Origin of the sequence: Pelagicoccus mobilis (genome assembly GCF_016595505.1) — a bacterium.
Taxonomy (GTDB): Bacteria; Verrucomicrobiota; Verrucomicrobiia; order Opitutales; family Opitutaceae; genus Pelagicoccus; species Pelagicoccus mobilis.
In genome coordinates this window covers 29844-45120 of the sequence record NZ_JAENIL010000024.1, presented here as the reverse complement: position 1 = coordinate 45120, position 15277 = coordinate 29844, and the positions used below count along the sequence as shown (strand labels likewise).

The 15277-nt window shown below is 53.2% G+C and carries 1 protein-coding gene (running past one end of the window); it reads right to left on the bottom strand.

From position 1 onward, the window contains the following. On the bottom strand, nucleotides 1–15277 hold the 5' portion of the coding sequence (locus tag JIN87_RS13820) for a LamG-like jellyroll fold domain-containing protein (protein WP_200356164.1). Its footprint begins 12506 nt before the window's first position; 15277 of the gene's 27783 nt are visible here — the first part of the coding sequence; it begins with the start codon at nucleotides 15275–15277; its stop codon lies beyond the left edge, outside the window.

Below are 15277 nucleotides of genomic sequence, written 5' to 3'. Positions count from 1 at the left end.
TCGCCGTCGCAGTGATCACGTGAGTTCCCACGGACAAACTAGAGCTAGCGACCGAACCGCCGGAACCGCTGATCGGTCCGTCTAGGTCTGAACTCCAGGCGAGCGATGACGTGACGTCGCCATCCTCTAAGTCAGCCGCAGTGGCAGCAAAGACGACCAGCTCGCCCACGATGAAAGTAGAATCCTCAGCGGGCACCACCATCGTAACTACCGGAGCGGTATTTTCATCGATCATGACCGCGATCGTTGTAGATCCAGTGAATTGACCTGAATCCGTAACGGAAGCGGAAATCAAGTGAGATCCGATCGAGAGCGATGAGGTAGACATCGAGCCACCAACTCCAGGAATCGGTCCATCCAGATTCGAGCTCCAGGTCAATCCGCTCGTGAGATCGCCATCTTCGGGATCGATCGCAGTCGCGGTGAAATCGATTGGATCCCCTTCCACATAGGTTGAGCCGTTAGCCGGAGCTGTAATAGTAACTAGAGGCTCAACATTCGGATTCGGTTCGATCGTAATGGTAATACTGTGACTGCTAGCCAGTCCGCCCGAGTCCGTAGCCGTCGCTGTGATGATATGCGTCCCCACCGAGAACAAGGTCGCAGTAACCGATCCTCCCGTTTCCTCGAATGGACCATCGAGATTCGAATTCCAGGTAATCGTATCGGAGATATCCCCGTCGATCGGGTCGGTTCCCACCGCGGTGAACGCGACAGGAAGACCAGCCATGGACGTAAAGCCCTGATCTGGAGAGGTGATACTGGCGGACGGTTCCGAGTTTGGACCGACGAAGATCGTAGTCGTATCCAAAGCTGGTGACGAATCGGAATCCACAACCATCGCTGTCAACTGGTGTTCGCCCTCGGTCAGTGAAGTCGTGATTAGCGATCCGCCTGAGCCCTCGATTGGACCGTAGAGGCTCGAGCTCCATTGGATGGCGTGGGAGATGTCTCCGTCTTCGGAATCTGTGGCTGTCGCTCTCAGTTCGATCGGCGAACCTGCAATGAGCGTATCGCCAACCTCTGGGCCGGTAATCGTAAGCGAAGGCCGCGTACCCGATTCAAGCGAGGTCACTACAATGTTTCCGAAAGTAGCTTCCACATAGTGAGCAACAAGCAGGAACGATCCTTCGAGCAGTCCGACCTCTGCCTGACGCGTGATTCCCCACCCTCCAGGTTCGGGCTGCCCAGCAGGCCATACTTTATAGCTGTAGAAACCAGGTACCCCTTCTTCGCCCGACTGAACCCGAACCTTAAAGTAATACGTCGTCTCCAACGGCATTGTCATACCGGTGTATCCAGCAAACTTTACAGAACCCGTTTCGAAGATCTGGAAGTGATGGCCACCTCTGGAACCTTCAGCATACCAACCATGCACCCCCATCGCTCCGATAGGTCGCCATTCGGTTCCTGGTTGCTCGAAACCGATCTTGTCATGCCCATCCCAACGAAGCATGACGCCTACCAGCGGTTCGCTTGGTGGAGGCTGGTGATCAACCGCATGCACGGTAATTGGGACCGTCACTTCATAATCGGTCCAATCGATGTCTCCAATCGCGAGCAATCGATCGTAGTGAGATTCCACTACCCTGACTCCGCCTGCCACGAGATCCCACTTGCCGTCTACGACCTGAGCGACCTCATCGATTCGAGATACCTGCGACCAATCGACCGCATACGGACGCTTCCATTGGTTTAGAACGCTCGAGTTCACCGTAACGTCACGAATGTACTCAACGCCATCAAAAGTCGTCGCCCTTATCGAGACGATGTTCTCGCCTTCCAACAGATCCGTAAACGGAATCTCAACATTGAAGTCTCCTTTACGGGCCAACCGGATATTATCTTCCGGCCCCATCGAGATCGGTATGTGCAAGCCGCCATTCAATGCGAAGGTCAAGGAGCTGATCTGCTCGGAAATGATAATATTGCCGAGGATATTGATTTGAGTCTGAGGATTGCCGAGGTTTCCGAAGTTCTGGTTATCTCCATACCAGACATCAATGATCGGACGACCGTCGGATGGGAGGAACAATGCGAATATATCAAGATCGTCATTGATCGTCACCGTCAGCGGATTCTCCTCCGCTGAAAGGTCACCGCTCCAACCATCGAACTCCCAACCCTCGGCCGCGACCGCGGTAAGCTCTACCTGCTGGCCGGCCTGATAATATTCCTGATCAGGATTCTCCGTGACCGATCCCTCTCCGGAAACGATCACCTTGATCTGAGCATCTTCGGCATAGACCGGCACCGCCGTGTTGTACACATAGTCCGCGATCAGAGTAAACGGAGGAGACTTCTCGAGGCTGGCGTTACCAGCGTACACGCCGGCCTTATTCACCTCTAACGGATAGAAGTAACTGCCACCCGCGGCCCAAGTATCACCATCGAGCGAGTAGCTTACAGACCATACATCGCCAGATCTCGTCACGCGAATGTAGTAGCTGTCGCTAAACGCTATGTTCGTGTCGATATACGTCGTCGGCTCTGTTCCGATGAAACTCGCTGAGAACAGCTTGACGGTGGATGGGAAGCGTACGAAGTCGAAACGCAGGAAGTTGTCCGGATCTTGCTCGATCAAGAATCCCTGCATTTGGAATTGAGCATCCATGTCGGATACGAACTTAGCCTCGAGCTCGAAGTCAGTATCGTGGACATCCTGCATGAGACGAACCGAACGATTGCCGCCTGTCCAAACGTCGTGGTCCTCTTCTCCCGGCAAGGAGATTACCAGAGCCCCCTCATTTACAGAAACGGAACCATCTCCAACAGGATCGATAATCGTCCAGGTTTCAGTATCCAAAGTTCCTGTACTGAAATCGTCAGAAACAAACTGCCCGACCAGCGGATTCACGTTCACCGTAATGGAGCTCGAACCGTGAAGCAGCCCAGAGTCCATCGCGGTCGCAGTGATGGTATGTGCCCCTAGCGAAAGCCCCGGCGTGGACACGGAAGCCCCACTCGTGCCGATCGTTCCATCGATGCTGGAAGTCCAAACGATGGTACTTGAGACATTGCCGTCTTCGGGGTCCAAAGCAGTACCCGTGAACGTTATCAAGGTTCCCTGACCAAATGTTTCATCATTGGCAGGGCTATTGATAGTGACAACTGGCGGAGCGCTCACGCCCCTCACCGTGATATTGACCAGATCAAAGCCAGGCAAGAATCCTGAATCATAGGCCGTCGCAGTGATGGTATGGATACCGACCGAGAGAGTGGATACATCAATCGATCCGCCTGTTCCTGCTAGTTCGCCATCGAGATTCGAACTCCAAACGATTGAAGGAGTAATGTCGCCATCGTCCGCATCACCAGCGGTACCGGTGAAGTTGATAGTCTCGCCCTCGTTATAGACAGCTCCTTCTGCCGGACCGGTTATTGAAACCACAGGAGCGTTGCTCTCAGAGCTCACCGCGATCGTGGTCGTCGCTGAACCGGTCAAGAAGCCGGAGTCAGTCGCCGTTGCCGTGATGGTGTGGATACCCGTCGAAAGCGAAGTGCTGGAGTTCGCACCTCCGGTTCCAGCGATGACTCCATCGATATCCGAACTCCAAACGATCGTTCCTGTAATATTGCCATCCTCCGCGTCGGTAGCCGTCGCGTTGAAACTAATCGAATCGCCTTGAGTAAAGAACGAGCCGGCGCTCGGAGTTGTGATCGAAACGATCGGCATCGAACTGAGCGCTCTTACGGTTATGAAAACCGTATCTGAAGTTGGCAAGAATCCTGAGTCGGTGGCCGTTGCTGTTAAGGTATGCTCTCCAACGGAAAGACTCGTAATTGAAACCGGACTACCGTTAGCGATCACTCCGTCGAGATCGGATTCCCAGACGATCGATGCAGAGATATCCCCATCTTCCAAATCGCTAGCGGTCGCAGAAAGCGGTACCGAGTCTCCTTCGTCGTAGATAGTGCCTTCGATGGGCTCGACAATCGCCACTTGTGGCGGAGCGCTTATGGCTCGAATCGTTACTTCAATCGAAGCGAAGCCAGGCAAGTAACCTGAATCAACAACCAAGGCGGATAGAGTATGAACTCCCACCGACAAACGCGAAGTGGATACAGTTGCTCCAGAGCCCGGAATAGGTCCGTCAATATTTGAGCTCCACCTTATCGATGAAGAGATATCGCCATCTTCCGCGTCAAGAGCCGTACTGATCAATACAACCGTACTTCCTTCATCGTAGAACGCTCCCGTAGATGGACTCGAAACGAGAAGCACTGGAGCAGCGCTCACTTCGCTCACAAATACAGTTATTGAGTCAGAACTTGGTAATAGACCCGAATCCGATACGGAGGCTGTTACCGTGTGCACGCCGTATGAAAGCGTGGAAGTGGAGATCGATCCACCCGTTCCTGCAATCGATCCATCGATGCTGGAACTCCAGGTGATACCAGAGGTGATGTCGCCGTCTTCGGCGTCAAACGCTACCGCAGTCAGATTAACCGTATCTCCATAGCTGTACACAGAGAGATCACTTGGAGATCCGATGGTGACAACTGCCGGAGTCGAAGGAATTCCCACCGTGACATTGAGTATTGCCGTACCCGATACAAAACCGGAATCCAAAGCAGTGGCAGTCAAGACGTGCTCCCCAACCGAAAGCGTCGATACCGATACAGAACTACCAGAACCAGCGATGATGCCGTCCAAGTTCGAACGCCAGGTCAACGAGCTGGAAATATCACCATCTTCAGCATCAAACGCAGTCGCAATGAGATTGATGGTATCTCCATCCAAATAGTGAGAACCATCCGATGGCTGATTTACCGTTACCACTGGAGCATCGCTCAAGATGCCTACCGTAGTAGTGACAAAGGCCGAACCTGGAAGGAAACCTGAATCAGAGGCCGTTGCAGTGATCGTATGGACTCCCGTCGACAAACTAGAGGTTGAAGCGGATCCGCCAGAGCTAGGGATAACACCATCGATGCTGGAGGTCCAAATGATCTCTGACGTGAGATCGCCATCCTCGGCATCCACAGCCGTAGCCGTAAAGTCGATCAAGCTTCCTTGGCTATAAAAGGCTCCATCGTTAGGCGAAGTAATCGTAACCACAGGAGCACTACTCGCAGAACTGACAACAACCCTAATCGATGCCGCTCCAGCGAGCAACTTCGAGTCGGTCGCCGTAGCTGTAATCGTATGGACGCCCACCGAGAGATTCGAAGTAGATACAGCCCCTCCCGAGCCAGGGATCGCTCCATCGCGATCGGAGCTCCATCCAATCGACGCAGTCACATTTCCTTCCTCAGCGTCTGTCGCGGAAGCAGTCAGATCGATCGAACTACCGAAGGTAAAGACAGCCCCATCGTCCGGAGCGCTTATGGATACGACCGGAGCTACATTCGGTATGATCGTTACAGATACATCATCCGAGCCTTCGAGCAATCCGGAGTCGGACGAAGTCGCTGTAATCACATGCGTGCCAACCGAGAGTGAAGACGTCGTAATTTGACCGCCCACTCCAGGAATCGGACCATCAAGATCCGAAGACCAAACAATCGTGGAACGAGTGTCACCATCCTCAACGTCGGTTGCCAGAGCATTGAGAATAAGTGGATCACCTTCTGGCACCGTAGATCCGTCGACAGGAGCGACGATCGTAACGACCGGAGCATTATTGAAATTGCTCTGCAAGTCCGCTCCAGTGACCGTAGTGATCGCATCATGATACGCCGAGTAAATCGCAGTCGCCACAGGAGCGTAGTCGATCTGATCGACAAACCCGAGGGTGAAGTGCTTAGGCGTACCGGTGAGGTAACGGTTGATTTGCACACCATTGCGGCCAAACGCGAGGATCGTCATCTGCCCGTCTAGGTCGACGTAAGAGTCAATCGCGGCATCGTTCTCATGCAGTGCGAAGAAGAGAGAACGCCCGACATCCGGATCCGCGAAGTAGGCCCACTCGTCACCGACGATATCCCCCGACCAGCTTTCCGATGCAGCCGTCACCGAACCGTCGGAACGTACAAGAAAATCTGTATTCAAATCGAGAACACCGCCCGGCGTACCTTCATACATGAACCAATACGGATGGTCCGCCGCCAGCACCGTCATGCGAGCGAAGCTTCCGTAAATCTCCCAAGTACACTCCCAGAGTCCATCGTTCGTTTGCGAATGGATCGTCGCTTTAAGAGGGCCCACCGACATCAACGAGCTGGTCGCGGTCGTTTTCCCTGGATGGAAATGCCCTTCTGGGTAAACCATGTTAGGGATACCTCTGTAGTTCCCTGCTGCGTTTCCGGTAGGATGGTAATCGATCCAGTCATTCCCCGCCGTATCCAACATACTCGAGAATCCGGCACCTAGTTTGTGGTAGAACATAGTGCCGGTAGGAGTTTCAATGCGATAGGACAACTGCCCTTCGTCCATCACATCATCAGTCACCGTCAGTTCGTCAGGAACGGAAAGCGGCGTTGCTCCGGTGCTGCTCGTGGTGAAGTAAACCTGGTAATACCTTGAGGCAGAGCCCGGTGTAGACCCAGTGAGCTTCACCACTAAGGTACCCGCCGCATTCAAACTGGCTGAGAATGTCGGACTTGGATCGAACTGGAACGGCACCGAATCATCGATGAAATTTCCTCCAGCATCAACTTCCACGACTCTGAGTGTGGATACATCGACGATCACGCTTTGCCCCGCATTGCTGAGCATCGTCGTAAAGTTAACTGGCACGTCGATCACCGTGTCCGTTCTCCGCGCTCCATTCGCATCGATCTCTATCTCTGCCCTGAAGTCCCAGGCCGGATTCCACCACCCTGTTCCACCAAGCGTCTCCTTGACCGTAATGGCAAAGGTCGCATTGGCGATGCTTTCGCCATCGTCAACTGTGAGGGTAATGAGAGCAGAGCCATGCTCTCCTGCCGCTGGATTGACCGTAACAGTCCGCTGTGAACCACTACCGCCAAAGGTAAGTGCGCTCAGAGGAACCAAGGTCGGATTACTCGAACTTGCCGACACTGTTAGCAAAGCCGGATCGGTTTCCGCATCACCAATCGTGAAGTTGATCGCTCCAGTCGAATGTCCCGCAAAGACGCTCTGGTCATCAACCGAATTGATTGTTGGAGGAATATTGATACTAGCGACCTCCACCAGCGGCTCATTCATGATGGCCTGCAAATTCGTTTGTCCGAGCGCCTGCGTGTAAATTCTCAGATCATCGATCAAACCGTCGAAGTTCTTACCTCCTTGCGGTTGATCTCCCACCACAGCGGCAACACCAGCGTTTGTTGAGACTGCTCCACTCAACGACATGGAAGCATCCACTTGTCCGTTCACGAAGAGGTTTAGCGATGCTCCATCGTAGGTCATCGCGATATGCGTCCATTCGCCCGCAATAAGCGTAGTGCTTCCCACGAGCGTACTCGTTCCGTTGCCCGAAGTCCTGAGACGAGCCCGCAACTTATGCTGCCCGTCAATCGATACGGTACTTAGCATCCAATAATGGTCATCCACCGACGAGCCATTCGCCTTGGAGATTATTCTAGCATCCCCGATACCAAAGTCATCCGGATTGATCCAGCCAGCGATGGTCATCGTCGATCCCGGAATATCGAGATTGTACAAATCGACGTGCCCGCCGTTCCCCGAGAGTTCCAGAGCACGACCGTATTTGCCAACAAAAGTACGAGTTGCCCCCGCAACAAGCCCACCGTCATTCAAATTTGGCGAGATGTCGTAAGCCACCGGTCCACTTTCTTCCTCGAACGGATATCCGAGCAACAGGCTAGAACCGAACTGCGGATTGACCGTTACCGTAAACACGCGATCCGTAAACAACTCACCGTCCCCTACCGTGACCGTGATATTCGCAGTGCCGCTCTGAATCGTAGAGGGCGTGACCGATATGGTTCGGTTCACTCCGCCTCCGCCGAGAGCGATGCCGCTCGCGGGCACTAAGACCGGATTATCAGATACTGCAGTTAGCGTGAGCAAACTTGGATCCGTCTCAGTATCATCAACCGAAAACTGCATCGCGCCCGTTGACGTGCCAAAGTTCAGCACTCGATCAGGGATGGGGCCAATTGTCGGCGGAACATTGCCAGGCGTGACCACTCTCAGCTCGAACGATTCGCTCGTCGAGAGAATGCCATCACTAACGGTCACGGTTATAATCGCCAAACCAGTGGCTCCTCCCACAGGACTCGCCACCAGATTTCGGACAGAACCTGTTCCGCTCAGGATCAGACCACTATCAGGAATCAAAGCTTGATTGTCTGAAGTCGCTGTTACTGTGAGCAAGTACCCAGTTGATTCGACATCACTCACGTACAAAGGAATCGGACCGGCGCTCGTATCCATAAATACATACTGATCCGCAACGGGATCAATACTCGGATAATAGTTCGGTACCTCAAGCCCATCGTTCATGATCGCTTGAATATCAAACTGCCCAAAAGCTTTTGTATAGATCCGTACGTCGTCGATGCGTCCATCGAAGCTGTCTCCGCCCTGCGGTTGATCACCGATCGCGCTCGGCACGCTTGGGTCTTGAACGATGTTGCCCGACCACGGCAATGAAGCATCGAGAGAGCCATTTACGTAGAGCCGGATTTCCGTTCCATCATAAACGCCTGCCAAGTGCGTCCAGGTTCCTGCAGAGAGATTGGACGCCCCAACCACCGTTTGCGTATCTCCTCCGGTAGTCTTCAAACGCATACGCAGCTTTATGCCGCCACCGCTATTCACGGTACTGAGCATCCAGAAGTGTTCGTTGTCGCTGGAGCCAGAGGCTTTAGAGATGATGCGAGCGTCTTGCACGCCGAAGTCGTCAGCCCTCACCCACGCGGAGATCGTGAGCGCTGATCCTGGGATATCCAAGTTACCAAGATCTACCCTGCCCCCATTACCAGAGAACACCAGAGCACGGCCATCGTAGCCCGCCGAAGTCCGGGAAACTCCCGGAGTCAGAAGACCATGGTTGGCGTTTGCTGACTCATCGAATACGTCGCTTCCAGACGTCTCTTCGAAAGGCATTCCCAGCAACAAGTCCGGATGGACTGCTGGCACGACCATCAAGGTGAACGACTCTTCGAAGAAGGACTCACCATCCGTGGCAGTTAAAGTGATAACCGCATTGCCTTTGCGGTCGCTCGCGGGCGTCACCGTAATCGTACGATTGGCTCCACTGCCGTTTATCACGATTCCACTTTGCGGAACCAAGGACGGATTATCGGATACCGCTGAGACATCAATCGAACTCGCGCTACTTTCAAGGTCATTGACCGCAAAGGGTATCGGTCCTGTCGATACGTTTGGAACGATTTCCAGATCTGCGATTGCGCTTATAGACGGCGGAGTGTTACCAGGAGTCACCACCGTCAGGACAAACGACTCGTCTACAAAATACGCTCCATCACTAACAGTCAGGGTGATTGTAGCGACACCGGTTTGACCCAACTCCGGAGTGATATTGATGCTGCGATCGCTTCCCGCACCACTGATGTCGATTGCCGAAATCGGAATCAAAGAGGTGTTGTCCGAAGCGGCCGTAACAGTGAGCAAATACGGCGAAGTCTGAGTATCGCTTACAGTAAAGGGAACAGGCCCAGTGCTTGTATCCAACAAGGCGTTTAAGTCGTCGATCGCGCTAATGCTCGGAGGAGTGTTTGGTACACTCAGCTCTCCGCTCATGATCGTCTGGAGCTCGGTCTGATCGAGAGAGCGACGATAAATGCGCACATCGTCGATCAATCCATCAAAGTTCTTGCCGCCTTGCGGTTGATCCCCGATAGCGACAGGAGCATTCGAGTTTTGGGCAACATTTCCGGTACAAGGTAAAGTCGCATCCAAGACGCCATTCACATACATGCGAATATTCGCGCCGTCGTAGGTCACCGCCACGTGAGTCCAATCCCCCGCGGAGAGCGTCGTATCGCCAATCAAAGTATTGAGATCGCCATCCGCTGTTTGCAGTCGCATGCGAAGCTTCGATCCACCCTCGCCATCGATCGTACTGAGCATCCAGTAGTGCTGATTATCGGTAAGGCCTGTAGCCTTAGAAATGATACGTCCATCTTGCACCCCGAAGTCGTCCGGCTTGATCCATGCAGCGATCGTCAGCAGCGATCCAGGAATGTCCAAAGTCCCCACGCTCACCTGACCGCCCGTTCCTGAAAATTCAACAGTGCCGCCGTGCCCTACCGTGAAGGCCCGAGAGACGCCACCAGAGATGATTCCATCATGTCCGAACAGCGAATGGTCGAATACATCGTTTCCGGTCGCCTCTTCAAAAGCCAAGCCCAACCACAAGTCAGGGTGAACCGGTGCGGCAACCGTAACCGTAAAGCTCTCCTCAACGAAGAACTCACCATCATCAACCTTCACGGTAATCAAAGCGGAACCGGTTCGTCCGGAGATAGGAGCGATGTCGATCGCACGATCTGGGCCCGTACCGGAAAGCGTAATACCGTTTGAAAGAACGAGAGAATCGTTGTCCGAGGTCGCTGTAACGATCAGCTCCTCGGCAGGAGTAACGGAGTCGCCAATGACAAACGGAATCGGCCCAGTCGTTCCGTCCGTAGCGATCTGGACGTCATCAATGAAACTAACCAGCGGGGCCATATTGCCGGGAGTGATCACTGAAACCGAGAATGTTTCATCGGTCGTGGCTTCTCCGTCATCGACGGTCACCGTGATCAAGGCATTACCCGTAGCGTTGATCGTTGGGGTAACGCTTATCGTCCGATTGTTACCCGCACCTCCAAACACGATACCACTCAAAGGAACGAGATCAGTATTGTCCGAGGTGGCAGAGACGTTCAAAAGGAATGGTGCCGTCTCTGCATCGGAAACGGTGAACGCCAGCTCTCCCGTATCCGTGCTGGCAAATATGCTTTGGTCAGGGATCTCTGAGATACTTGGTTCCCCGTTTGGCGGGTCGAGAGCCTCGACCATGAGGGACTGGATATCGTTTACGTTGAGAGCCAGAGTGTAGATTTGCACCTCGTCAATCAGACCAGAGAAGCTCCGTCCGCCTTGAGGTTGGTCTCCTACCGCCACTGGAACCGTTTCGTTCTGAGCGATGATTCCACCCGCGGAGAGCGAACCGTCTTCCACACCATTGATGAAGATCTTCATATCCGACCCGTCATAGGTGCCAGCTACATGTGTCCACGCGCCCACCGGGATATTGGTTGAGCCAATCAAAGTACGTGTTCCGCCAGCGTTGGTCTTTAGGCGCATTCTCAACTTAGTGCCACCATCGCTGATCGTGCTGAGCATCCAGAAGTGCTCGTTGCCAGAAAGGCCTGTCGCCTTAGAAATGATACGACCATCCGAAACCGAGAAATTGTCAGGTCGGATCCACGCCGCGATCGTCATCTCAGCGCCTGGAATGTCCAGCGTACCCAGATTTACCCTACTGTCCGTACCAGAGAAATCGAGAGCCCGCCCCAGCTGTCCGGATGCCGTACGCGAAACGCCTGAGGCGATTGACCCGTCAAAGCCGTTTGGCGATACGTCCAAAACAGTGTCGCCAAACTCTTCTTCGAACGGCAACCCGAGCCATAAGCTATCGCTAAACGGTGGCGAAACCGTAACCGTAAAGGTCTCCACCGAGAAGAATTCCCCGTCATCCACCGTCACCGAAATAACGGCGGTACCGGACTGAGTCGAAGACGGCGTCACACTGATCGTACGATCCGCTCCAGATCCAAGCACGACGATTCCAGTCTGAGGAATCAAAATAGTGTTGTCCGACTTTGCGGTGACTCCTAGCAGCGACACATCAGTTTCAGCATCCCCGATCGTGAACGACAGTTCTCCAGTCGTGCCGCCCTGAGGGAAATTCTGATCTGCGATCGAGGTCACCGTTGGCGCTGTATTCCCGGGCGTTACGACCATCAGCGTGAAGGATTCCGAGGTGCTGGTTTCACCATCGTTTACGAGAATCGTAACCAATGCCGCCCCTGTTTGACCGACAGTTGGCGTGAGGCGCACTGTCCTATTATTTCCACTACCGCCAATTTCGATTCCATTTAGCGGCAGCAAGGTGGGATTGCTCGAGAGACCTGTAACCTGAAGTTCATCGGGTGCCGTACCAATGTCATCGACAGTGAAGCCGATGGCCCCCGTGCTGGTATCGCCAAAGATTACTTGATCATCGATCTCTGAAATAGTTGGGGGAATGTTCGCCCCACCAGGACCCGGTAGCTGTTCGGTCATGATCGTCTGGATCTCAGACTCGCTCATAGCGATGGTCTGGATACGCACCTCATCAATCAATCCATCAAAGCTCTTACCTCCTTGAGGCTGATCCCCGACCACTGCTGGCGCGCTGGAATTCTGAGCAATCGCTCCCGCCTTCTCAACGGAAACATCGAGAACACCATTGACGTAAGTCCTTATGAACGACCCGTCATAGGTCATGGCAATGTGAGTCCATTGACCTGCGGGAATGTTCGCTTCTCCCACCAGTGTACTGGTGCTTCCGCTACTGGTCTTGAGTCGAGCTCGAAGCTTGGTGAAACCATCGACCCTCAAAGTACTGAGCATCCAGTAATGCTGATTCTCCAGCGCGCCACTGGCCTTGGAAATGATACGAGCATCCCCCACTCCGAAGTCGTCCGGCTTAATCCACGCCGAAATCGTAAGGTTGGAGCCCGGAATATTCAAAGTGTGCAGATCAACAACTCCACCTATGCCCGAGAACCTTAGCGACCGACCTATTCTACCTTCAGAGGAACGATCCACACCTGCTGAGATAATTCCGTCGAGCCGGTAGCCAGAACTATCAAGTGCCAAGCTTCCATATTCTTCATCGAACGGCAGTCCTAGCAGAAGGTCTGGGTTTGCAGGAGCCGAAAGAGTTCGACTGATCACAGAATTCGAGAGTCCTGAAAAGTTTCCGATGAAGTCCACTGCCATCACCTGATAGACATAAGTGGTCTCAACCTCCAAACCGGTGTCATTGAATGTTGGAGTCGTTGACGATCCGATTTCTTGGCCGTTACGGAAAATCCGATACGACGCGATCCCTGTGTCGTCGACTGACGCGGTCCAGCTCAGATTGATGGAGAACGCTGACGATGACGCTGTTAGATTCTGCGGAGTCGTTGGAGCCTGAAGGTCAGGAGGAGTCGTAATGCTGAAAACTGCGGACTGGGCCGATTCGTTCCCCTTAACGTCCAAAGCGGCAACCGTGTAATCGTAAGTTCGGTTCGGGAACAAAAGCTCATCGACATATGAGTTTTCGTTTACAAACGCGACTTGTATTCCATCTCTAAATACACGGTACCCTTCCACCCCAGTTTCGTCGGTAGACTCACTCCATGTCAGCGTAGCGGACGTTTTGGAATCGAGCTCTCCGGTTAGATTTAAGGGGACGGTTGGCGCTGTTAAGTCGGAATCGATAATGGCGACTCCCATGTCGTCCAAGATCTGCGTAGGAGACTGAGCGAGCGAAAAGACGCGAAGCTCATCGATACGGCCTTTGAACGGACGACGTTGATGTCCAGGATTGTCGCCAATCCAAACCGGAACGTTATGGCCGTTGTCAATGTTTCCTGAGGTAATTCCAATACGACGTTGAACACCGTTTACATACAAACGCATAACTGCCCCGTCATAAGTGGCGGTTACGTGATTCCAGGCGTTCAAGGTCAACGAACGATGCGCAACCACGTCGGTAATTCCATTCGAGGTCGCCAGTCGGAAACGAAGTCCATCGAGCGAATTCAATGATACGATAACCTGCCCTTCCGGGAATCCGGTACCAATCGCTTTGGCAAAAAGGCGAGCAAACGGATCAGACGTCGAGTCAACGTATGCCCACATGGATACAGTCAACTCGTTACCTGGAAAATCAAGCACTCCCATGTCGACGTGACCAGAAGTTCCATCAAACTCCAAACCACCGTTATAACGACCGTTTGTGGTACGGCTTACATTCCCAACAAGTGTCCCGTCGTTACCGTTATTAGTAAGGTCTACCGCAGTCGGTCCACTGGCTTCATCAAATGACAGAAGCCCCGGGAATGCCCGAGCTTCACGTGGAGCCGTGTTGTATCGCACCAACAATGCTGGTCCCGGCCATAGAACCTCCGTACCATGGTCAAGCACCTCATCAGAAGTGATCGAGAAGACGTTCAGCCCATTAACAAGCGCCGCCCCATTCTCCATTCCGATTTTATCGAAATCGTAGCGGTGGTCTTTTCCGTATATAGGAGAAGTCCAGGAGTTGACTTTGGTCGTCGTCGCAGCCTGCAGGCCATTCCACGTCCGCAAGAACAAGAAGGCAGTATCGATTTTGCTTAGATCATCTTCTTCGGGAATCGTGAAATAGACACTCTGCTCCTTGCCTGCACGCACCCAAAACGCTTCAGGAGTTCCACCACTGCGATACAAGCGCACCGAAAGATCGGTACGCTCCAGAGTGAGATCCTGCACTTCGTCCGTAACGAAGGTATACCCATCGCTATCCCGAATATGGGCGATGAGCTTGACCGCTCCAGGAGGCTGGTCCGGCACAAAAGTGGTGTTCCATCCCTTGTTGAACGGTTCGAGGGAATCCGTGCCAACGTGATCCTGCATGTTCGCACCCGCAGTGTAGCTGACCTGCCAATCAACAAACCGTCCGTCTCCATCTGGATCGTATCCGTTAAAGTAGGCAAAGTAGTCAACCTCCGCGACTCCAATATTGCTGGAAGCGCTAACCGAGATCAGAGGATTGTCGGTAATCGTGTCGCCAGATACTGGTGACGTGATTGCACCCGTTGGATGGTCTCTGACTTCCGGATCATAGTAGATACGCAAGACAACCCCGTACAAGCCCCACATTCCCCAGCTGACCTTGTAACAAACCTGGCCACCGGACATTCCTTCCATGTTGTTGGTACCTTGCACCAGGTGCGACAGCGGGATGTCCACCACGAAATTAACCGCTTGCGTATAGCAATTCGGATTACCCGTGCCGGTGACCAGTTTAGGAAGCTCGATCCAGTCGTTACCATTGAAACGAATATGGCGGTCGTCCGTTCCTACGTGGCCACTCCAATAATCGACAATCAACTCCGCCCGCACAGCCCCTTCGAGATCAGCGACTGGCAGGTTATATACCGTGTTTGGATAGGAAGCGAACGACTCCGAACTGGTGTTGTTCGGATCCGTCACACGGAACGTATTTCCAGAGCTAAAGATTCTCTGGTCGCGGAAGACCTCTCCTGGTTGAGGATGCCGCAGATATTGCCCATGCAACACCCCTGCAAACCCAATCAAGAGTACGCAATATACGATTGCTTTTTGAATACTAAACAAGATGTGACGATTCAT